This window comes from Streptomyces sp. NBC_01465 (assembly GCF_036227325.1).
Taxonomy (GTDB): Bacteria; Actinomycetota; Actinomycetes; order Streptomycetales; family Streptomycetaceae; genus Streptomyces.
Map to the genome: position 1 here is coordinate 5846088 of NZ_CP109467.1, position 20496 is coordinate 5866583.

Genomic DNA, 20496 nt, shown 5'->3' on the forward strand with positions numbered 1-20496 from the left:
GCCGTGCCGAAGCCGCTCAGCCTTCCCTTCGATCCCATCGCCCGCGCCGACGAACTCTGGCAGCAGCGCTGGGGCCCCGTCCCCTCGATGGCCGCGATCACCTCGATCATGCGCGCGCAGCAGATCCTGCTGGCCGAGGTCGACGCGGTCGTGAAGCCGTACGGGCTGACCTTCGCACGGTACGAGGCGCTCGTCCTCCTCACCTTCTCCAAGGCCGGCGAACTGCCGATGTCCAAGATCGGCGAGCGCCTGATGGTGCACCCGACGTCCGTCACCAACACCGTCGACCGCCTCGTCCGCTCCGGCCTCGTCGACAAGCGGCCGAACCCGAACGACGGGCGCGGAACGCTCGCCTCCATCACCGACAAGGGTCGGGAGGTCGTCGAGTCGGCGACGCGGGACCTGATGGCGATGGAGTTCGGACTCGGGGCGTACGACGCCGAGGAGTGCGCCGAGATCTTCGCCATGCTGCGGCCCCTGCGGGTGGCTGCCGCCGATTTCGAGGACAGGGGATGAGCGGATCAGTACGCTGATCTGCGGGTCCGCACGCTTGCTCCCCGCCGCTGCGGGGGTGGTCCGAGCGTTCTGACGCGCTAGCGCATGATGGCTTGGTGCTCCCCGCCGACGCGGGGGTTTTCGGGGCGGTTAGTCTCGTATGCATGAAACGAAGCGTGCTGACCCGCTACCGCGTGATGGCGTACGTCACCGGTGTGCTGCTGGTCCTGCTGACCCTGGGCGTCATCGCCAAGTACCTGCTGGACATCGACGGGGCCTCGAGCTTCGTCAGCGTCGTCGGCATCGCGCACGGCTGGCTGTATGTCCTGTACCTCGTTTTCGCCTTCGACCTGGGGTCCAAGGCGAAGTGGCCGGTCGGCAAGCAGCTCTGGGTGCTGCTCGCGGGCACGATCCCCACCGCCGCCTTCTTCGTGGAGCGCAAGGTCTCCCGCGAGGTCGAGCCGCTGGTCACGGACGACGGCCCGGCCGTCGCCAAGGCGTAACCACCCCCGCCCCCGGTACAACCGAGGGCGCTGTGACATTAGCTGCTCCGCAGCGTGGGCCATCGACATTTACTAGGACGTCCTAGTAAATTCGAGGGTATGGGTATCGACGCTGACGCCATCGAGGAAGGCCGCCGTCGCTGGCAGGCCCGTTACGACAGGGCCCGCAAGCGGGACGCCGACTTCACCACGCTCTCCGGGGACCCCGTGGAGCCGGTCTACGGGCCTCGGCCCGGGGACACGTACGAGGGCTTCGAGCGGATCGGGTGGCCCGGCGAGTACCCGTACACCCGCGGGCTCCACCCGACCGGGTATCGCGGGCGGACCTGGACCATCCGGCAGTTCGCCGGGTTCGGGAACGCGCAGCAGACCAACGAGCGCTACAAGATGATCCTGGCCAACGGCGGCGGCGGGCTCTCCGTCGCCTTCGACATGCCGACCCTCATGGGGCGCGACTCCGACGAGGACAAGGCGCTCGGCGAGGTCGGGCACTGCGGGGTCGCGATCGACTCCGCCGCGGACATGGAGGTGCTGTTCGCGGACATCCCCCTCGGGGACGTCACCACCTCCATGACGATCAGCGGGCCCGCCGTCCCCGTCTTCTGCATGTACCTCGTCGCCGCCGAGCGGCAGGGCGTCGACCCGGGCGTCCTCAACGGGACCCTGCAGACCGACATCTTCAAGGAGTACATCGCGCAGAAGGAGTGGCTCTTCCAGCCCGAGCCGCACCTGCGCCTCATCGGCGACCTGATGGAGCACTGCGCCGCCGAGATCCCCGCGTACAAGCCCCTCTCCGTCTCCGGCTATCACATCCGCGAGGCGGGCTCGACGGCCGCGCAGGAGCTGGCGTACACCCTCGCCGACGGTTTCGGGTACGTCGAGCTGGGGCTCAGCCGCGGCCTCGACGTCGACACCTTCGCCCCCGGTCTCTCCTTCTTCTTCGACGCGCACGTCGACTTCTTCGAGGAGATCGCCAAGTTCCGTGCCGCGCGCAGGATTTGGGCCCGCTGGATGCGCGACGAGTACGGCGCGCAGACCGACAAGGCGCAGTGGCTGCGCTTCCACACCCAGACGGCCGGGGTGTCGCTGACCGCGCAGCAGCCGTACAACAACGTCGTACGCACCGCGGTCGAGGCGCTCGCCGCGGTCCTCGGCGGCACCAACTCCCTCCACACCAACGCCCTCGACGAGACCCTCGCCCTCCCCAGCGAGCAGGCGGCCGAGATCGCGCTCCGTACGCAGCAGGTGCTGATGGAGGAGACCGGCGTCGCCAATGTCGCCGACCCGCTGGGCGGTTCCTGGTACGTCGAGCAGCTGACCGACCGGATCGAGGCCGACGCCGAGAAGATCTTCGACCAGATCAGGGAGCGCGGCCGGCGCGCCCACCCGGACGGGGTGCACCCGATCGGTCCGATCACGTCGGGGATCCTGCGCGGGATCGAGGACGGCTGGTTCACCGGGGAGATCGCCGAGTCGGCCTTCCAGTACCAGCGGTCGGTGGAGAAGGGCGACAAGCGCGTCGTGGGCGTCAACTGCCTGGAGGGCTCGGTCACCGGTGACCTGGAGATTCTGCGGGTCAGCCACGAGGTGGAGCGCGAGCAGGTACGGGAGCTGACCGCACGCAAGGCGGCCCGCGACGAGGCGAAGGTCCGCGCCGGTCTCGACGCCATGCTGGCCGCCGCCAGGGACGGGTCGAACATGATCGCCCCGATGCTGGAGGCGGTACGGGCGGAGGCGTCGCTCGGCGAGATCTGCGGGGTCCTGCGCGAGGAGTGGGGGATCTACACGGAGCCGCCGGGGTTCTGACAGTCCTCCTGGTAGGGCGGCAGGGTCAGCCGGAACAGGGCCCCGCCGCCCGCTGCCCGTTCGGCCGTGAGGCCGGCGCCGTGGGCGCGCGCGATCTGGCGCGCCATCGCCAGGCCGAGACCCGAACCGGGGAGCGCGCGGGCCGCCTCCGCGCGGTAGAAGCGGTCGAAGACGTGGGGGAGGTCCTGGGGCGCGATGCCCGGACCGTGGTCGCGGATCGTCAACTCTGCCTCGGTGAGCGTCACTTCGACGGTGGCGTGCGGAGGTGAGAACTTCGCGGCGTTCGACAGCAGGTTGGCCAGGAGGCGGGCGAGGCGGGCGGGGACTCCGGGGAAGGTGGGGTCGGCCTCGGGATCCGTCCGTACGGTGAAGGTGATCTCCGGCCAGTGGCCGCGAGCCGTGGCCACGGCGTGGTCGACGAGCGGGGCGAGGCGGACCGCTTCGAGGAGGGGAGTGGGCTCCTCGTTGCGGGCCAGCTCGATCAAGTCGTTGACCAGGGACGTCACTTCGGTGATCTGACGGGTGAGGGCGGTGGACGCGCGCGTGCGCTGAGCCTCCGTCAGGCGGTCGGCGCGGGCGAGGAGTTCGGCGTTCGTACGCAGGGCGGTGAGCGGTGTGCGCAGCTCGTGGGAGGCGTCCGCGACGAGGCGGCGCTGGGCCGTGACCGAGCGCTCCAGCTCGTCCAGCATGGTGTTGAAGGTGGTGGTGAGCCGGGTGATCTCGTCGTGGCGGTCGGGTGCGGGCGGCTCGATGCGGTGGCGGGGGTCGCGGGTCGCCGTGATGCGCTCCGCCGTGGCGGTGAGGCGTACGACAGGGGCGAGGCCCGTACGCGAGACCCAGTAGCCGAGCGCGGCCGCGAGGAGCACGCCGGCCGCGCCGATCGCGGAGAGGAGCCAGGCCGCCTGGTGCACGCCGCGCTCCACCGGGTCGGCGCGCAGGGCGACTTGGAGGGCCCTGTCCTTGCCGAGAGGTGTCGTGAGCATCCGGGTGGGGTGACCGTAGAGCGTGATGTTGGTGTAGTACGCGGCCCAGTCGCCGGCCGCCACCTCGCGGGTGGCTGCGGCGACGGGGAGGAGATAGGCGGCGGTGGGGTCGTCGGCCGCCGAGGCCGGGACGATCTGGCTGCACGCCGGGGCGGAGAGATAGCGGCACTCCCCGGCGAGCACGCCGGGGGCGGCGTCGCGGTTCTGCTGGGTGGCGAGGGTCGCGGACTGGGTGAGGTTGAGGTCGAGCTGGTGGTAGAGCTCGTAACGGATCACGAAGAAGGCGGCCACGCAGACGCCGAGCGCGACGAGCGCGACCGCTGCCGACGCGGTGAGGGCGAGGCGGGTGCGCAGGGGGAGGGAGCGGGGTGCGCGCCGGCGGCCGGTCACGGGAGGTCCAGCCGGTAGCCGATGCCGTGGACGGTCTGGACGAGGCGGGGCTCGCCGCCCGCCTCCAGTTTGCGGCGGAGGTAACCGACGTACACGGCAAGGGAGTTGGAGTCGGGCCCGAAGTCCTGGCCCCAGACCAGCTCCAGGATCAGCTCGCGGGGGAGGACCTGCCCCGGATGGCGCAGAAGGAGTTCCAGGAGTGCGGACTCGGTCCGGCTGAACTCCAGGGCGCGAGCCCCGCGGTGCCCGGTACGGGTGGCGGGGTCGAGGGTGAGGTCGGCGTACGCGAGCGGGGCGCCGTCCTGTGCCGGGGCAGCACGCCGCAGGAGGGCCCGTACGCGGGCGATCAGCTCGTCCAGCGCGAAAGGCTTGACGAGATAGTCGTCGGCGCCCGCCTCGAGCCCGTCGACGCGCTCGCTCACGGAGTCGAGCGCGGTCAGGACGAGGACGGGGGTGCGGTCGCCCGCGGCTCGCAACTGACGGCAGACCCCGAGCCCGTCGAGGACGGGCATCATCACGTCGAGCACGACGGCGTCGGGCTGCCAGGAGGCGACGGACGACAGCGCGGCGAGCCCGTCACCGACCCCGAGCACCTCGTACCCCTCGACACTGAGCCCGTCCTCGACGGCGGCGCGCACCTCGGGCTGGTCGTCCACGACCAGGATCTTCGTCATGGGGCAAAGACTGCCAAATGCGGCTCTTAGAACTCTCTTAGACGGGGCGGGGCGGCGTGCGGGGGCAGTTGTTCGCAGGTGGGGCGGTCCGGGACCCGGACGCTCAGCGGGGTCGGGGGCGGGATGAGTTCCCCACCCCGCCCCTTCCCGAAACTGGGGGCAGGCCCCCAGGCCCCCGGGGCCCGGGCGAGGCGGGGGCTTCGCCCCCTGCGCCCCCGAACCCCCTGGTCTTAGAACCCTCTTAAACCGCCCCGCGAATCTGCAGCCATGCGGACAACGACTCGGTTCACCACGGCCCGGACCACGGCAGCCCCCCTCTCGGTCGTCATCGGTGCCGGCGGCACCGGCGGTCACATCTATCCCGGGCTCGCCCTCGCCGACGCCCTGCGCCGGGCCGACCCTCGTGCCGTCGTCTCCTTCGTCGGTACGGAGCGCGGGCTCGAGACGCGGCTCATTCCCGATGCCGGGTACCGGCTGCACACCGTCGACATGATCCCCTTCGACCCCGCCCTCGGCGCCAAGCGCTATCTGCTCCCCGCGGCCCTCCTCCGGTCCGGTGTCCAGTGCCGCACCATCCTCCGCGAGCAGCGCGCCCAGGTCGCCGTCGGGATGGGCGGCTACCCGAGCGCGCCCGTCATCCTCGGCGCCCGCATGGCCGGGCTGCCCAGCGTCATCCATGAGTCCAACGCCGTTCCGGGGCGCGCCAATCAGTTCGCCGCCCGGCTCACCCCCCACCTCACCGTCGCCTTCGACCGCAGCCGCGCCCATCTCGCCGGCGGGCAGAACGCCGAGACCGTGGGCATGCCCATCGCCGCCCCCATCGCCTCACTCGACCGGGCCGCCCTGCGCGACGAGGCCCGGCGCGCACTCGGCGTTCCCGACCGGGCCCGGCTCGTTCTCGTCAACGGCGGGAGCCTCGGGGCCGCCCGGCTCACAGCGGCCGCGATCGGGCTCGCCTCGCGCTGGCAGTGGCGCGAGGACGTCCACCTCCTCATCAAGACCGGGCCCGCCGCCCTGGACGCCACCCGCATACGCCTCGCCGACGAGGGCGGCGACCGCGTGGCCCGCGCCGTCCCCTATCTCGACCGTATGGAACTGGCCTACGCGGCAGCCGATCTGGTGATCTGCCGGGCCGGCTCCGCGACCGTCGCCGAGCTCGCCACCACCGGCGTCCCCGCCGTCCTCGTCCCCTACCCGCACGCCCCGGGCGACCACCAGACCCACAACGCCCGCGTTCTGTGCGACGCCGGGGCCGGAGTCCTGCTCCCCGACGCGGAGACCACCGCCGACCGGCTCGCGGAGCTCGTCGGGCCGCTGCTCGACAACCCCGCGCGCCTCGCAGCCATGAGCGGCGCAGCCCACCCCTCCACCCACGCCCAGGCCGCAGACCTGCTGGCCGCCACCGTCATCGAGCACGCACTGGAGCACGCAGCATGAGCACCAACCCCTGGAAGAACCGCACCGTCCTCGTCACCGGCGCCGAGGGCTTCATCGGCTCGACCCTCGTCGACCTCCTCGTCGAACAGGGCGCGAACGTCCGGGCCTTCGTGCACTACAAGCCGTACGCCGAGAAGGGCCACCTCGCCCGCCATATCGGCCAGGTTGAGATGCTGGCAGGCGACGTACGCGACGCCGGTCGCGTCAGCGACGCGGTCGCCGGCTGCGACACCGTCTTCCATCTCGCCGCGCTGATCGGCATCCCGTACAGCTACGACTCCCCGGGCGCGTACGTACAGACCAACGTCACCGGCACCGAGAACATCGCCGAGGCCTGCCGCCGCCACTCCGTGCGCCGCCTCGTCCACACCTCCACGAGCGAGGTGTACGGAACCGCGCTCACCGCCCCCATCAGCGAGAGCCACCCCCTCCAGCCGCAGTCCCCGTACTCCGCATCGAAGATCGGCGCCGACATGATGGCGCTCTCGCACTTCCACGCCTTCGAGCTGCCGGTGACGGTGGTCCGCCCCTTCAACACCTACGGACCGAGGCAGTCCGCCCGCGCCGTGATCCCCACGATCCTGGCCCAACTCCACGCCGGGGCACGGCAGATCAAGCTCGGCTCGCTCTCGCCGACCCGCGACTTCACGTACGTCACCGACACCGCCAGGGGCTTTCTCGCCCTGGCCGACTGCGACCGCGCCCTGGGGGAGAGCGTCAACCTCGGCACCGGCCAGGAGATCTCGATCGGCGACCTGGCGCAGGCGCTGATCGCCGCCTCGGGCCGCGACGCCGAGGTCGTCGTGGACCCGGCACGCCTGCGCCCCTCCGGCAGCGAGGTCCAGCGGCTGCTCTCCGACAACACCCGGGCCCGCGAGTGGGCGGGGTGGGAGCCGCAGGTCCCGCTGACCGAGGGTCTGTCCTGTACGTCGGAGTGGATCGCGGAGAACCTGCACCTGTTCGCGGCCGACCGCTACCAGGTGTAAATCACCCCTGCACGCCGCCCAGCCCCGACACCAGCAGCAGCGTGAAGCTGTGCGCCCACGCCTCGTCAATGGGCTCACAGCTCACCAGGGTCCGGTGCACCACGGCCCCCGCGATGACGTCGAAGATCAGGTCCGCGTTGCGGGCCGCCGCCTCCGAGTCCTCCTCGTACGGAAGCTCCCCGCGCGCCTGCGCCCGCTCCCGCCCGACCAGTACGAGCCGCTTCTGCCGGTCGACGATGGCCGTACGGATCCGCTGCCGCAGCGGCTCGTCGCCCGTCGACTCCGCGACCACCGCCATCAGCGCGGTCTTGGTCTCCGGCCGCTCAAGCAGGGCCGCGAACTGCAGCACCACACCTTCCACGTCCGCCAACAGGCTTCCCCTGTCGGGCAGTTCGAGCTCGTCGAAGAGGACCGCCACCGCGTCCACGACCAGCTCGTTCTTGCCCGCCCAGCGCCGGTAGAGGGTGGTCTTGGCGACCCCGGCCCGCGTCGCCACGTCGCCCAGCGTCAGCTTGGACCAGCCCAGTTCGACCAGGGCGTCCCGGGTCGCTTCGAGGATCGCCTCGTCCGCGGCGGTGGAACGGGGGCGGCCGGTGCGCGGCGTGGGGGCGGTGGGGGGAGGCGGCATGCCCGCGACCATACCGGTCGGTAGGTATCGCGGTGAGTGAGTCAGATCACGAAGGATTCCCGCGCCGTGCCGACCGTCGCACAGATACGCTACGACCCGTAGCGTAAAGAGCGACAACCACGGCACCGGGTGGGGACCCGGTGCTCCCGCCACTCACTACGTTCAGTGCAGTTCAGCGCAGTACTCCGGCCAATGTGCCGGCGGCTTTCCGGAACGAGCGGCAGAAGGGGGAGGATGTACTCATGCAGCCTAGGAACATGTCCATGAGCGGCGTCGTCGACCTCGCCGCAGTGAAGGCGGCCAACGAGGCCCGGCAGAAGGCGGAGCAGGCGCGCGCCGAGGCCGCCCGGCAGGGCGGCGGCGCCCCGGCGGCCGTCTCTCCCTCCTCTCTTGTCATCGATGTCGACGAAGCCGGTTTCGAGAGCGACGTACTGCAGCGCTCCGCCGAGGTCCCGGTCGTCATCGACTTCTGGGCCGAGTGGTGCGAGCCGTGCAAGCAGCTCGGCCCGCTGCTCGAACGCCTCGCCGTCGAGTACAACGGCCGTTTCCTCCTCGCCAAGGTGGACGTCGACGCCAACCAGATGCTGATGCAGCAGTTCGGCATCCAGGGCATCCCGGCCGTCTTCGCCGTCGTCGCCGGCCAGGCGCTCCCGCTCTTCCAGGGCGCGGCGCCCGAGGCCCAGATCCGCCAGACGCTGGACCAGCTGATCCAGGTCGGCGAGGAGCGCTTCGGACTGACCGGCATCGTGGTCGACGGGGACGCCCCCGAGGGCTCGGCGGAGCCCGCCCCGATCCCGGTCGGCCCGTACGACGCCCTGCTCGAGGCCGCCGTACAGGCCCTGGACGCCAATGACTTCGGCGGTGCGGTCCAGGCGTACAAGAACGTGCTCTCCGACGACCCGGGCAACGAGGAGGCCAAGCTCGGCCTCGCCCAGGCGCAGCTCCTGCAGCGCGTGCAGAGCGCGGACCCGCAGCAGGTCCGCAAGGCCGCCGCCGACAATCCGGCCGATGTCGCCGCACAGATCGCGGCCGCGGACCTGGATCTGGTCGGCGGTCACGTCGAGGACGCCTTCGCGCGCCTCGTCGACACGGTCCGGATCACGGCGGGCGACGAGCGGGACGCGGCGCGCGTACGGCTCCTCGAGCTCTTCGAAGTGATCGGCGCCGATGATCAGAGAGTGACGGCCGCGCGCAGCGCGCTGGCGCGGGTTCTCTTCTGAGCCTCGGCTGAGCTGTCACTAAACGCGTGGTGTCAGCGGGAAACCCCTGACGTTTTGGCGACACAGAGACAACAGGCGGCCGCGCTTTACCAAAACTTGGTAAACGCGGCCGCTGTTACTCGTAGTAAGCCGAGCGGATCGTTCTGTCCGCCTTTGAGTGGCAATCACCCCACATAAACCCTGGGTCGGGTCCACCCTGCGTGCCTGCCTGATGTCGGCACGTCGTGACGTGGTTATGCGTCCGTTACTAGCCGGTAACGAGACCCCTTGTGCGCGAGCGCCGAATGGACCACGATCGGCCAGGCTCGGTCCAATAACGCACCAGCGCGACATCCGGTCGTGCCACGGCGTCTTGGGTCCCCACCGGGTGGGTCGGCGGCAGTGGCGCCGACCGGGACAGGGGGGTTCCTGCTCTCCGGCAGGGCCTGTCCAGAGGTTGCGCGAACGCGTGGCCAGTGGTTGTCGCTCGGGGGTGATCGCCGGTGTTTCGGAACGCAACTGCGCCTCCGATGCAGGCGCTCTCCTTCCCGAGGACGTAGCACTTCTCCCATCCCAGGACGGGCCGCAGTCCCGATCCGGAGATGTACGTCCGAGAAGGAGGAATTTGATGAGTTCCCAGGTACGTGGCGGGACCAGATGGAAGCGGTTCGCGCTGGTCATGGTGCCGGCAGTGGCCGCGACCGGTGCGATAGGCGTCGCCATGGCGCAGGGTGCGCTGGCGGCTTCGTTCAGCGTCTCCGGCCAGAGCTTCAAGGTCACCACCGACCAGCTCAAGGGCACGGGTTTCAGCCAGTACGGCGGTGTTGACACCGGGTACGACCTCAAGGGCAACAAGGCTGCGCACGCGGTGGCGGTCTCCGGCTTCAAGTCGGCGACGATCACCAACATGTGCCAGTCCGTGGTCACCCCGGACGTGCCGTTCATCGGCACCGTCACGCTGGTACTGAAGGCCGGCCAGAACGCCAGCAAGCCGGTCACGGCGAAGGACCTGTACCTCGACGTCGAGGACCTCGACGCCGATGCGGTCTTCACCAACATCGACATCGGTGTTGCGGCGAAGGACGCCACCAAGGGTCCGGCCATGAAGCCGGGCGAGAAGGCCAACCCCTTCGGCTTCTCGCAGCAGGCCGAGAAGGTCACGCTCAGCCACGTCAAGCAGAAGGCCTGGGCCACCACGGCCGGCACCTTCAAGCTGAGCGGTCTGAGCATGCGCCTGAAGACCGGCGACGGCAACGAGTGCTACTAGGCACACTCCGGGCGGGCCGGTAAGCACCATCCGGCCCGCCCGTTCCCCCCTCACTTCTTCTCAAGGCATTGCCGGTACCAGGGAGCTGTTTTCCATGAGCGCCGAGTCCTCAGGTGACCGCGATTTCACATACTGGCGGCTGCGTTTCCAGGCATGGCGGGGCGGACGGCCCTTCTGGGCCGGACTGTTCACCTTGCTCAGCGGGGCGCCGATCATCTACTTCCCGTACTTCAACCTGCACCTCGGCCACCTCACGATGGCCATGTCGACGACGGCGGGTGCGGGCTCGCTGATCATCGGGATTCTGCTGATCACCCTGGGCTTCACGATGTGGTACCACTCCATCGTCCGGGTCTTCGCGGGCATCGCCACCATCCTGCTGGGGCTCATCTCGATCCCGCTGTCCAACATCGGCGGCTTCCTGATCGGTTTCCTGCTCGCTCTCTTCGGCGGCGCACTGTCGATCTCCTGGGCACCGGCTAAGGCGCAGGCCGATCCGGCCGGGATTCCGGCGCAGCGCCCGCTGGGGGAGGCCCCCCTTGAGGAGGCGCCCCTGGGAGCGGCCCCCGTAGGCGAGTTCGACCACGCGGCCGTACCCGAGCAGCAAGCGGTTCAGGAGTTTCCGCAGCAGCCGCCGGCCGTGCACGACGACACGACATTTGACGCCAACGGTGGGAGGCACCGTGCGGGGTGAAGAAGGGCAGCTGACGCTCTCCGGAGACGACGATCTCCGCGAGAGAAGAGGGCCGCGCCACGCGGCCCCCAGGAAGTCGCTCCTGGCGAAGCTGCACATTCCCGCGAGCAAGGCGATAGCCCTGGCCGCGATGCCCACGGCGGTGTTCGTCGGCATGGGGCTCACCCCCAAGCTGGCGATGGCCGACGACGAGATCCCGTTCGCTGCGGGCCCCTGCGTCAGTGCCTCCGACTCTCCGAGCGCGACACCGTCCAGTACGCCCAAGCCCACGGACTCGGCGACCCCGTCGCCCTCCGCGAGCTCGGACCCGAAGGACGACGACAAGGCGACGCCGTCCCCGACGGCCAGCCCCTCGGGAACGGCATCGACTTCGGCGTCGACCACCAAGTCGAAGACGACAGCGTCTCCTTCGGCCACCCCGTCGCCTTCCGCGACGAAGTCGAAGAACCCGCTCGACCCGCTCGGTGTCGGTGACGCGCTCAAGGACCTGCTGGGCATCAAGGACACCCCGTCGCCCACGGCCACCCCGACGCCCACCGCCTCGAAGTCCTCGACCCCGGCGGCCACCCCGTCGAAGGACCCGGTGTCCTCGGTCACCGACGGTGCCAAGAAGACGGTCGACGACACCACCAAGGCGATCAAGGACGCGGCGGACAAGGCCGGCAAGACGGTCGAGGATCTGCCCAAGTCCGCCCAGGGCCTGGACACGAAGAAGGACACGGCGATCCCCGACGGCGCCAAGCCGTCCTACCCGTGCCCCACCGCCGACCCGAAGGCACTCGCGGCGGCCGACCTGGAGACCGGCATCCCGGACCTCCCGTCGGACCCGTGGACGCTGAAGACGTCGCTGCTCACCCTGGCGGGCCTGGACTACAAGGGCATCGTCGAGGTGAAGACCGGCGACGGAAAGATCAAGAAGGTCCTGAAGTTCACGGCGAGTTCGCTCGACATCAAGGACCTGCACCAGCTCGTGGTCGGCCCGAACGGCACAACGGCCCATGTGCAGGCGCGCTCCGGCTCGACCTCCACGATCCGCGACGGCCAGGTGACGATGTACACGGAGTCGCTGAAGGGCAACCTCTTCGGCCTCATCCCGATCACCTTCTCGCCGGAGACCCCGCCGCCGCTGAACGTGCCGTTCGCGTTCTTCACGAACGTCACGGTGGTCCAGGCGGGCCAGTTCGGCGGCACGCTGACCGTCCCCGGCCTGCACAACTACTTCACCCAGAACTGATCTTCCGGGAGCCGCGGAACGACCACGGCCCGTATCGCCTCTTCACCGGGGGGATACGGGCCGTCGTCATGGGGAGCGAGTGTGTGGGGCGAGTGGCAGCGCGTGGTCGTCGACCCGATACGCGAGGCGAGGAGCCGGGGGATACCGGGGCTCTCCCTCGCCCTCCTGTCGACCCTCGCGGTGATAGCCCTGCACGAACTCGCGCGGACCGCGCCCGGCGCGGAGGCGATACGGCTGACCGGCGAGGTCAGAGGCGACCTCCCGCTGGGCCTGGTCCTCCTCCGTACGCCGGTCTCGCTCTTCCTCGCCGCCCCCGAACTCCCCGTCTGGCCTGGCCTCCCCAAGCTCTTCCTCGCCTTCGCCCTCGCCGAACTCACCCTGGGCCGCACCCGGACCCTGCTGATCGCCTACGGCACGAGCCTGGCTGGCACCCTCGGCGCCCGCGTGATGTTCGCGATGGGCCCAGACCGACTGGGTGGCCTGCCGCCGGAGCTGGCGCATGTGCTCGACACGGGTCCCTCCGCCGCGGTGGTGGGGCTCTTCACGTACCTCGCGGTCGTCCTGCGGGCGCCGGTGCTGTTCGCGCTCACGAGCGGGATCATCGTCGTCCAGTCGGTCCTCAACCCGAACCTGGCGGGACGCGAGCACCTGATCGCGGTGAGCGTCGCGCTCGTCCTGGCGGTGGCGCAGCGACGACGGGAGCCGGTCTCCGGCAGATGGGGTGCGGACCGGCGCGGTTGGATAACGCCCACCTGATCTGTGTCAGGAGATTCAAGAGAGGGCTTCGGGCATGACCGATTTCATCCGTACAGGGAGGCTGTTCCGAGTGGTCGGGTTCAACCCGTCCCATCGGCAGCTCTTCCTGCAGAGCGAAGCGACGTTGGTCGACGGAACCTCGACCCGTATCGAGGTGTGTCTCGGCCACGTGAGGCTGATGCTCCTGCAGCCCTACTACCGCAACGGCCTGCACATTCGACGCGCGAGCCCGGAGGGGTTCGCGGTGCTGGCGGAGCGGCACGGGCTGGAGCCCGACGATGCGACGTACACCTGGATGTTGGACCCTGACGGCGACAGCTTCGTCATCGGCGGCAATCCGGGCTGGCGGGAAGCGGAGTACTCACTGATGGGTGTCCGGGAGTCGCTGTACGACGGGCCTTGGCCGCCGGACTTCCCAGCGGATTCGGGGAACGTCTACTGACGTCCCGTATTCTGGTCTTCCTGGCGGACAGGCCCGCTACTTGATCAGGTCGAGGAATGCCGTCCAGGCGGCAGCGGGGATGTGGATCGCGGGGCTGTGCGGGCGCTTGCTGTCGCGGACGGGGACCAAGGTGGGGTGGCCGTCAGCGACCTCTACGCAGTCGCCACCCTGCGTGTTGCTGCGGCTGGACTTGCGCCAGACGGCGGCGCTCAGGTCGGGTGGGGCGACGCGTGTCACGGTAGATGTCCTCCATCGCGGATCGGATCAGGTCGGCCGATGCGCTGGGTGACAGCGCCTGCGCCTGCAAGTGATCGAAAGCTAGGGCGTACTCTGCGACCGTTCCGGGGCGTTCGGCAAGCTCCCCGGAGTGCGAACTCTCCAGATAGGCCACATCAGGCCGCCGGGGGAACGACAGCACGGTGAGCGAACCCCCGAGGAGGGGATGTTCCTCCAGGTCGAACGGAGCCACTTGTACGGTCACATGACTCATCTCCGTTGTCATGCGCAGGAGTTGGCCCAGTTGCTCGTGCATCGCGGCCGCTCCGCCGATCCTGCGCCGCAGTACGGCCTCGTCCAGGATGGTCCAGAGCACCGGGCGCTCCGGCCCGGCCAGTATCGCCTGGCGCGCGAGCCTCGTCTCCAGCATCGCCTCCAGCCGGCCCCCCACGCTGGGGCGGGCGATGCTCAGCAGCGCGCGTGCGTAGGCCCTGGTCTGCAGCAGACCGGGCACGGTGTGCGCCATGTACTTCCGGATCTTGCAGGCCTGCGGTTCCAACTCGACATACCGGCGCGCCCAGTTGGGGATCGGCGTCGTCTGGATGTGCGCCCACAGGTCACACAAGTCCCCATCCGCCCCCAGCAGCCGGTCCAGCGCGTCCGACACGTCCTTCGGCGGGATCTCCTTCCCCAGTTCGAACTGCGCGATCCGGCTGTGCGCGATCGGGACCCGGTCGCCCAGCTCCCGCTGGGTCCAGCCCGCCCGGAGCCGGAGCTTGCGCAGCTTCGCGCCGTACAGCTCGGGGAGGGATGACGTGGGGTGGAGTTCCTTTGGTGCGGGCATCAGCGCCCTCCCGTCCCGTTCCGCCGTTTTCGTGCCGCGACTCCGAAAACCGTGACCCTTGGTGATCGTAGCCTCACGCCTCGATGCTGGATCCATGAACGAGCAAATGCCAGACGCAAAGCGGGAGTTCACCCGGCTCTTCAGCTCGACCCGTCGCGGCGCCCACCTCGCCCGGATCGATGCCGTCCGGCACCTGGTCGCCTGGGGGTACGGGGCCGACGTCCCCGCCCTCGTCGTCGCCGAGCTCGCCGCCAACGCCGTCGCTCACTGCCGTGCTCCCGGCCGCGACTTTCAGCTGCACCTCGCCGTCGATCCCGACCGCCCGTCCCTCCTCCGTATCGAACTCTCCGACGCCTGCGCCGACCGGCTGCCACCTCCGCACCCACGTCTCCCGGACGCCGAAGCCGAAGGCGGACGCGGTCTCGTGCTGGTCGCGGCGCTGAGTCTCGGGTGGGGTGTAGCGGACCGGCCGTACGGGAAGACGGTCTGGGCCGAGGTGCTTCTCGATGCGTCAGAGGTCTAAACCTCTGGTGCCAACTACCGCCCTCAGCAGCACTGTTGCGCAGCCCATCGCGAGCGTTGTGCACCGCGCAACGCTCATCACGTTTCGGTCCCGCTCGCGCAAAGGGGTCTGGACCATTCCCCGTTGGGTGGTCAGACTCGCGTGCACAGCAGACAGACAGTGAGCCAACTGGGGAGTACAGGAATGAACCGAAGAGTCGTCGCGGCAGGTATCGCCCTGGTCATCGGAATGTCCGCCACCGCATGCGGCGGCGACGACTCGAAGGACAGCGCCGGCGGATCGGCCACCGACGGGAAGGGCAAGACCCTCACCGTCTGGATCATGGAGGGTACGAACCCCGACGCGAAGCCGTTCTTCAAGGAGGCGGCCGCCGCCTTCAAGAAGAAGACCGGGGCCGACATCAAGGTCGAGTACCAGCAGTGGGCCACCGCCCAGAAGAAGTTCACGACCGCGATCGAGGGCGGCCCCAAGCAGGTCCCCGACGTCGCCGAGGTCGGTACCACCTGGGTGCCCCAGTTCGCCGACGCGGACGCGCTCGTCGACGTCACCGACAAGGTCAAGGCCTCCGGCCTCAGCAACGACCTCGTCGAGGGCCTCAAGGACGCCGGCACGCTCGACGGCAAGCAGTACGGCATGCCCTGGTACGCGGGTGTCCGCTCGGTCCTGTACCGCAAGGACATCTTCGAGAAGTACAACCTGAAGGCGCCCACCACCTGGAAGGAACTCCAGGCGGACGCGGTGACGCTGAAGCAGAAGGAGCCGAACATGGTCTCCTTCCCCGTCGCGGGCGGCGCCGAGATGTTCGCCACGACCTTCATCTGGGGCGCCGGCGGCGAGCTGGCCACCGAGTCGGGCGGCAAGTGGAAGTCCGCCATCAACTCGCCCAAGGCCGTCGAGGGCATCCAGTTCTACACAGACCTCGCGAAGAAGGACAAGGTCTCCCCGGCAAAGGTCAACACCTGGACCGAGAAGGAGGTCGGCGACGCCTGGAAGAAGGGCGAGGTCGCCATGTCCATCTCCGGCAACTGGACCCCGAAGGCCTTCACCGACGCCAACCCGGACCTCAAGGGCAAGCTCGCCGCGGTCCCGGTCCCCGGTGAGAACGGCGGCATGAGCCGCTCCTTCCTCGGTGGCTCGTACCTCTCCACCTTCAAGGGCGAGAACCAGGCGCTGGCCTGGGAGTTCGTCAAGATGCTCACCACCGGTGAGTTCGCCGCGAAGTGGGCCGAGCAGACCAACTACTTCCCCGGCCAGAACTCGGAGCTGAAGAAGGTCGCTGCCCAGAAGGACCCGCTGGTCGAGCCCTTCGCCACGCAGATGCTGGAGGCCGGCGCGACCGTCCCCAAGACCAAGGCGTACGGCGAGATCCAGGCCTCCCAGGTCATCCCGAAGATGATCCAGTCCATCCTGAACAACAAGGCGTCCGTCCAGGAGGCAGCCGACAAGGCCGCCGGTGAGATGGACGCGATCTTTGCCAAGAGCGAGTAAGAGACCAGTCGTGCTGTGTCTTCCCGGGGGACAACCCCCGGACCCCCGGCCGGACAACCAGGCCGTTGCCATGACACCCAGACCGTCTTTGCGAGGTCAGTTCAAGTGAAGAGCACTCTCGACGGCGGCGGGGCGGCAGACACTCGCCCCGCCGCCGGCGGGCGTCAGGCGAAGCGTCCCCGTACGCCCGCCGAAACCGCCCGCCGCCGCAAGCAGTTGATCACCATCACCCGCCCCTGGCTCCTCCTCACCCCCGCCCTGGTGGTCCTGGCCGCGCTTCTGCTGTGGCCGCTCATCCAGGTCGGAAAGCTGTCCCTGCAGGACTACGAGGTGAAGTTCGGCGGCGGCGTCGGCACCTGGACCGGCTTCGACCACTACACGGACCTGCTCTCCAGCTCACTCCTCTGGAAGACGGTCCTGCCCAACACGGTCTTCTTCGCCGTCGCCTGCGTCGGCCTGACCGTCGTGCTCGGCACCCTGGTCGCCCTGCTGCTCAACCGGCTCGGCACGGTGTGGCGTTACATCTGCTCCACCGCGATCATGGCCGCCTGGGCCATGCCGGCCGTCACCGGGACGTACGTCTGGATCTGGCTGTTCCAGCCGGAGGACGGCATGTTCAGCAAGCTCGCCGGCACGCTGGGCCTGATCGACCCGGAGACCACCAACTGGTTCACCGAGCGGCTGCCGTTCTACGCGATCGCCACGCTCAACGTGGTCCACCACGGCTTCCCGTTCGTCGCGATCACGATCTTCGCCGGGCTCCTGACCATTCCCAAGGAGCTGTACGAGGCCGGGATGCTGGACGGCGCGAGCGCCTGGCAGCGGTTCTGGAACATCACCGTTCCGACCATCAAGCCGGTCTTCCTCGTGGTGACCATCCTGTCGACCATCTGGGACTTCAAGGTCTTCACGCAGATCTACATCATGCCCGGCGGCAGCGGGTCCAACGAGGACGTCTACAACCTGGGCGTCTTCTCGTACAACCAGGCTTTCGCGCAGAACGACTACGGCACGGGATCGGCCGCGGCCATCCTGCTGACCATCCTTCTGCTCGCCATCACCGTCGTGTACATCCGCACGCTCTTCAAGCAAGGGGAGGAGGACCTGTGAGCCGCCCGTCGACCGCATCCCGCATCGGCCTCGGCGCAGCCGTCACCGCCCTGCTGGTCTTCACCCTGTTCCCCGTCTACTGGATGGTCTCCACCGCGCTCGACCCCAAGGCGGTCACGCGCGGCGCCGACGTCCTGCCCAGCGGCCTCAGCTTCGAGCACTTCCGGTACGTCTTCAAAGAGGGCAACTTCGGTACGTACCTGCTCAATTCGGCGCTCGTCGGCCTCGGTACGATCGTGGCCGCGGCCGTCCTCTCCCTCCTCGCGGCAGTCGCGGTCGCCCGCTTCAAGTTCCGCTTCCGCACCTCGGTCCTCGTCATGGTGCTGATCGTGCAGATGGTCCCGCTGGAGGCGCTGGTCATCCCGCTCTACCTCCAGATGCGGGACTACGACCTCCTCGACAGCCTCCTCGGCCTGACCATCGTCTACATCGCCCTCTCGCTCCCCTTCGCGATCTGGACCCTGCGCGGCTTCGTGCAGACCGTTCCCAAGGAGGTCGAGGAGGCGGCGTACATCGACGGCTGTTCCTGGCCGCGCATGTTCTGGTCGGTGCTGCTCCCGCTGGTGGCCCCCGGCCTCGTCGCGACGAGCGTCTTCGCCTTCATCACCGCGTGGAACGAGTTCGTCTTCGCGTACACCTTCATGAAGGGCGCCGACAACTACACGGCCGCCGTGGGCATTTACCAGTTCTTCGGCGAGAACTCGACGGCCTGGGGCCCGGTCATGGCCAGCTCCACCCTCGTCACCGTGCCCGTGCTGATCTTCTTCGTGATCGTCCAGCGCAGGCTGGCATCCGGTCTGGCGGCAGGGGCAGTAAAGGGCTGACCTGGGCATCCTGAGACACTGCGCCCATGAAGTGGGAGTTGCGGGCCGCCTCGGCGGCCGATCTGGAGACCATAGTCGAGCTGCGTGCCGTCGTCATGCGGCCCGATCTGGAGCGGCTCGGCCGGTTCGACGAGAAGCGCGTGCGCCAGCGGTTCCGGGACGCCTATGCGCCCGAGCACGCCTCCGTCATCGAGGTCGACGGGGAGTTCGCAGGGTGCGTGGCCCTGCGCCCGGACGGCGACGGTCTGGTCCTTGAGCACTTCTTCGTGGATCCCCGCCTCCAGGGGCAGGGCATCGGGGCCGGGGTGCTCACGGCCCTGCTGGAGCGGGCCGACGAGGCCGGGCTGACGGTGCGGCTCAATGTGCTGCAGGGGAGCGCGGCCCGGCGGTTGTACGAGCGGCACGGGTTCGCCCTGGAGTCCGAGGACCCCGTGGATGTCTTCATGGTGCGGCACCTGGTCTGAGCAACGCCGATGGGCGGCACCCCAGTCTCAACTGGTGTGCCGCCCATCGGCGTTGCTGCTGACGTACGGGGCGCGTACTAGTCGCGCTGGCCGCCGCCCAGGTGGTGCACCCGGACCATGTTCGTGGTGCCGGGGACACCGGGAGGCGAACCGGCGGTGATGATCATGGTGTCGCCGTTGCTGTAGCGCTGGAGCTTCAGCAGCTCGCCGTCGACCAGGTCGACCATCTCGTCCGTGGAGTCCACGTGACCGACCACGTGCGTCTCGACGCCCCAGCTCAGCGCGAGCTGGTTGCGGGTCGACTCGGAGGTCGTGAAGGCCAGGATCGGCTGGCAGGCGCGGTAGCGCGACAGGCGGCGGGCGGTGTCACCGGACTCGGTGAAGGCGACCAGGGCCTTGGCGTCCAGGAAGTCCGCGATCTCGCAGGCCGCACGGGCGACCGAACCGCCCTGCGTGCGCGGCTTCTTGCCCGGGACGAGCGGCTGCAGCCCCTTGGAGAGCAGCTCCTCCTCGGCCGCCTCGACGATGCGGGACATCGTCTTGACGGTCTCGATCGGGTACGCACCGACCGAGGACTCCGCGGAGAGCATGACCGCGTCCGCACCGTCCAGGATCGCGTTGGCCACGTCGGAGGCCTCGGCGCGCGTGGGACGGGAGTTGGTGATCATCGACTCCATCATCTGGGTCGCGACGATCACCGGCTTGGCGTTGCGGCGGCACATCTCCACGAGGCGCTTCTGCACCATCGGGACCTTCTCGAGCGGATACTCGACGGCCAGGTCACCACGGGCCACCATCACGGCGTCGAACGCCATGACGACGCCCTCCATGTTGGCGACGGCCTGCGGCTTCTCGACCTTGGCGATGACGGGGACCCGGCGGCCCTCCTCGTCCATCACCTTGTGGACGTCCTTGACGTCGTTGGCGTCGCGCACGAAGGACAGGGCGACCATGTCGCAGCCCATCTTCAGCGCGAAGCGCAGGTCCTCGATGTCCTTCTCGGACAGGGCCGGGACATTGACCGCCGCGCCGGGCAGGTTGATGCCCTTGTGGTCGGAGATGACACCGCCCTCGATGACGATCGTCTTGACCCGCGGGCCGTCGACCGCGATCACCTTGAGCTCGACGTTGCCGTCGTTGATCAGGATCGGGTCGCCCTTGGAGACGTCGCCCGGCAGACCCTTGTAGGTCGTGCCGCAGATCGACTTGTCACCGGGGACGTCCTCGGCGGTGATCGTGAACTCGTCGCCCCGGACGAGCTCGACGGGACCCTCGGCGAACTTCGCCAGACGGATCTTGGGGCCCTGGAGGTCGGCGAGCACGCCCACCGCACGGCCCGTCTCGGTGGCGGCCGCGCGGACGCGGTCGTAACGGCCCTGGTGCTCCTCATGGGTGCCGTGGCTGAAGTTGAAGCGGGCCACGCTCATGCCGGCCTCGATCAACGAGACGAGTTGCTCGTGAGAGTCGACGGCGGGACCCAGGGTGCAGACGATTTTGGAACGGCGCATAAGGCGGATCCTATCGGTTTGTTTC

22 protein-coding genes are annotated in these 20496 nt (G+C 69.2%); 16 read left to right on the forward strand and 6 right to left on the reverse strand.

The annotated features are described in order from the left end of the window. The first annotated feature begins 3 nt into the window (after positions 1-3). The 3 genes from OG707_RS27635 (at position 4) to OG707_RS27645 (ending at position 2804) form a co-directional block, all read left to right on the forward strand. On the forward strand, positions 4-516 hold the full coding sequence (locus OG707_RS27635; RefSeq protein ID WP_329122930.1) for a MarR family winged helix-turn-helix transcriptional regulator: 513 nt from the start codon (positions 4-6) through the stop codon (positions 514-516). Between the two features lie 143 nt (positions 517-659). After that, positions 660-998, forward strand: a complete 339-nt coding sequence (locus tag OG707_RS27640; protein ID WP_329122932.1) for a DUF3817 domain-containing protein — start codon at positions 660-662, stop codon at positions 996-998. Between the two features lie 105 nt (positions 999-1103). Beyond that, entirely contained in the window at positions 1104-2804 is a 1701-nt protein-coding gene (locus tag OG707_RS27645) for an acyl-CoA mutase large subunit family protein (protein ID WP_329128000.1), read from the forward strand. On the opposite strand, the gene OG707_RS27650 is transcribed toward OG707_RS27645, so the two are convergent. After that, the gene (locus OG707_RS27650) at positions 2780-4177 is read right to left on the reverse strand and encodes a sensor histidine kinase (protein WP_329122934.1); all 1398 of its coding nucleotides are present in this window, start codon (positions 4175-4177) and stop codon (positions 2780-2782) included. The genes OG707_RS27645 and OG707_RS27650 overlap by 25 nt on opposite strands. After that, entirely contained in the window at positions 4174-4851 is a 678-nt protein-coding gene (locus tag OG707_RS27655) for a response regulator transcription factor (RefSeq protein WP_329122936.1), read from the reverse strand. The genes OG707_RS27650 and OG707_RS27655 overlap by 4 nt, the downstream gene beginning before the upstream one ends. 267 nt (positions 4852-5118) lie before the next feature. Here OG707_RS27655 and OG707_RS27660 point away from each other — a divergent pair, with 267 nt between their 5' ends. Further along, the gene (locus OG707_RS27660) at positions 5119-6288 is read left to right on the forward strand and encodes a UDP-N-acetylglucosamine--N-acetylmuramyl-(pentapeptide) pyrophosphoryl-undecaprenol N-acetylglucosamine transferase (protein WP_329122937.1); all 1170 of its coding nucleotides are present in this window, start codon (positions 5119-5121) and stop codon (positions 6286-6288) included. Further along, positions 6285-7274 (forward strand): SDR family NAD(P)-dependent oxidoreductase, encoded by a 990-nt coding sequence (locus OG707_RS27665; protein WP_329122938.1) that lies wholly within the window; start codon positions 6285-6287, stop codon positions 7272-7274. Before OG707_RS27660 ends, OG707_RS27665 begins: the two co-directional genes overlap by 4 nt. Position 7275: 1 nt before the next feature. Here the strand turns inward: OG707_RS27665 and OG707_RS27670 are convergent, their stop codons facing one another. Continuing rightward, the gene (locus tag OG707_RS27670; protein ID WP_329122941.1) at positions 7276-7902 is read right to left on the reverse strand and encodes a TetR/AcrR family transcriptional regulator; all 627 of its coding nucleotides are present in this window, start codon (positions 7900-7902) and stop codon (positions 7276-7278) included. A 242-nt stretch (positions 7903-8144) separates the two neighbouring features. Here OG707_RS27670 and OG707_RS27675 point away from each other — a divergent pair, with 242 nt between their 5' ends. From OG707_RS27675 to OG707_RS27700, 6 genes are all read left to right on the forward strand, one after another. Next, on the forward strand, positions 8145-9122 hold the full coding sequence (locus OG707_RS27675; protein WP_329122943.1) for a tetratricopeptide repeat protein: 978 nt from the start codon (positions 8145-8147) through the stop codon (positions 9120-9122). A 607-nt stretch (positions 9123-9729) separates the two neighbouring features. Beyond that, positions 9730-10368: a DUF6230 family protein gene (locus OG707_RS27680; RefSeq protein WP_329122945.1), complete on the forward strand. Its 639-nt coding sequence runs from the start codon at positions 9730-9732 to the stop codon at positions 10366-10368. Positions 10369-10462: 94 nt separating this feature from the next. Beyond that, positions 10463-11062 carry a DUF6114 domain-containing protein gene (locus OG707_RS27685; RefSeq protein WP_329122946.1) on the forward strand — a complete coding sequence of 200 codons (600 nt, stop codon included), beginning with the start codon at positions 10463-10465 and terminating at the stop codon, positions 11060-11062. Continuing rightward, positions 11052-12296 (forward strand): hypothetical protein, encoded by a 1245-nt coding sequence (locus OG707_RS27690; RefSeq protein ID WP_329122948.1) that lies wholly within the window; start codon positions 11052-11054, stop codon positions 12294-12296. Before OG707_RS27685 ends, OG707_RS27690 begins: the two co-directional genes overlap by 11 nt. A gap of 81 nt (positions 12297-12377) precedes the next feature. Next, positions 12378-13052 (forward strand): hypothetical protein, encoded by a 675-nt coding sequence (locus OG707_RS27695; RefSeq protein WP_329122950.1) that lies wholly within the window; start codon positions 12378-12380, stop codon positions 13050-13052. Between the two features lie 34 nt (positions 13053-13086). Continuing rightward, complete coding sequence (locus tag OG707_RS27700) at positions 13087-13494, forward strand: hypothetical protein (protein ID WP_329122952.1); 408 nt, start codon at positions 13087-13089, stop codon at positions 13492-13494. A 36-nt stretch (positions 13495-13530) separates the two neighbouring features. On the opposite strand, the gene OG707_RS27705 is transcribed toward OG707_RS27700, so the two are convergent. Together OG707_RS27705 and OG707_RS27710 are read right to left on the reverse strand one after the other, a co-directional pair. Further along, positions 13531-13731: a DUF397 domain-containing protein gene (locus OG707_RS27705; RefSeq protein WP_329122954.1), complete on the reverse strand. Its 201-nt coding sequence runs from the start codon at positions 13729-13731 to the stop codon at positions 13531-13533. Then, positions 13637-14554 (reverse strand): helix-turn-helix domain-containing protein, encoded by a 918-nt coding sequence (locus OG707_RS27710; RefSeq protein ID WP_329122956.1) that lies wholly within the window; start codon positions 14552-14554, stop codon positions 13637-13639. The genes OG707_RS27705 and OG707_RS27710 overlap by 95 nt, the downstream gene beginning before the upstream one ends. Positions 14555-14660: 106 nt before the next feature. Here OG707_RS27710 and OG707_RS27715 point away from each other — a divergent pair, with 106 nt between their 5' ends. The 5 genes from OG707_RS27715 to OG707_RS27735 all read left to right on the forward strand — a co-directional run bounded on the left by OG707_RS27715 (position 14661) and on the right by OG707_RS27735 (position 18963). Next, positions 14661-15077, forward strand: a complete 417-nt coding sequence (locus tag OG707_RS27715; RefSeq protein WP_329122958.1) for an ATP-binding protein — start codon at positions 14661-14663, stop codon at positions 15075-15077. A 183-nt stretch (positions 15078-15260) separates the two neighbouring features. Next, the gene (locus OG707_RS27720; RefSeq protein WP_329122960.1) at positions 15261-16565 is read left to right on the forward strand and encodes a sugar ABC transporter substrate-binding protein; all 1305 of its coding nucleotides are present in this window, start codon (positions 15261-15263) and stop codon (positions 16563-16565) included. 105 nt (positions 16566-16670) lie between these two features. Then, entirely contained in the window at positions 16671-17675 is a 1005-nt protein-coding gene (locus OG707_RS27725; protein WP_329122962.1) for a carbohydrate ABC transporter permease, read from the forward strand. Next, the gene (locus OG707_RS27730; protein ID WP_329122964.1) at positions 17672-18499 is read left to right on the forward strand and encodes a carbohydrate ABC transporter permease; all 828 of its coding nucleotides are present in this window, start codon (positions 17672-17674) and stop codon (positions 18497-18499) included. Before OG707_RS27725 ends, OG707_RS27730 begins: the two co-directional genes overlap by 4 nt. 26 nt (positions 18500-18525) lie before the next feature. Beyond that, entirely contained in the window at positions 18526-18963 is a 438-nt protein-coding gene (locus OG707_RS27735; protein WP_329122966.1) for a GNAT family N-acetyltransferase, read from the forward strand. Positions 18964-19040: 77 nt separating this feature from the next. Here OG707_RS27735 and pyk read toward each other — a convergent pair whose 3' ends face one another. After that, a complete protein-coding gene (pyk, locus tag OG707_RS27740; protein ID WP_329122968.1) occupies positions 19041-20471 on the reverse strand; it encodes a pyruvate kinase in 1431 nt (476 codons plus the stop codon). Positions 20472-20496: the final 25 nt, after the last annotated feature.

Coding starts and splice junctions, on each gene's coding strand:
- OG707_RS27640 (WP_329122932.1), top strand. CDS start 660: ATGAAACGAAGCGTGCTGACCCGCTACCGCGTGATGGCGTACGTCACC.
- OG707_RS27655 (WP_329122936.1), bottom strand. CDS start 4,851: ATGACGAAGATCCTGGTCGTGGACGACCAGCCCGAGGTGCGCGCCGCC.
- OG707_RS27660 (WP_329122937.1), top strand. CDS start 5,119: ATGCGGACAACGACTCGGTTCACCACGGCCCGGACCACGGCAGCCCCC.
- OG707_RS27665 (WP_329122938.1), top strand. CDS start 6,285: ATGAGCACCAACCCCTGGAAGAACCGCACCGTCCTCGTCACCGGCGCC.
- OG707_RS27670 (WP_329122941.1), bottom strand. CDS start 7,902: ATGCCGCCTCCCCCCACCGCCCCCACGCCGCGCACCGGCCGCCCCCGT.
- OG707_RS27675 (WP_329122943.1), top strand. CDS start 8,145: ATGCAGCCTAGGAACATGTCCATGAGCGGCGTCGTCGACCTCGCCGCA.
- OG707_RS27680 (WP_329122945.1), top strand. CDS start 9,730: ATGAGTTCCCAGGTACGTGGCGGGACCAGATGGAAGCGGTTCGCGCTG.
- OG707_RS27685 (WP_329122946.1), top strand. CDS start 10,463: ATGAGCGCCGAGTCCTCAGGTGACCGCGATTTCACATACTGGCGGCTG.
- OG707_RS27700 (WP_329122952.1), top strand. CDS start 13,087: ATGACCGATTTCATCCGTACAGGGAGGCTGTTCCGAGTGGTCGGGTTC.
- OG707_RS27710 (WP_329122956.1), bottom strand. CDS start 14,554: ATGCCCGCACCAAAGGAACTCCACCCCACGTCATCCCTCCCCGAGCTG.
- OG707_RS27715 (WP_329122958.1), top strand. CDS start 14,661: ATGCCAGACGCAAAGCGGGAGTTCACCCGGCTCTTCAGCTCGACCCGT.
- OG707_RS27720 (WP_329122960.1), top strand. CDS start 15,261: ATGAACCGAAGAGTCGTCGCGGCAGGTATCGCCCTGGTCATCGGAATG.
- OG707_RS27735 (WP_329122966.1), top strand. CDS start 18,526: ATGAAGTGGGAGTTGCGGGCCGCCTCGGCGGCCGATCTGGAGACCATA.
- pyk (WP_329122968.1), bottom strand. CDS start 20,471: ATGCGCCGTTCCAAAATCGTCTGCACCCTGGGTCCCGCCGTCGACTCT.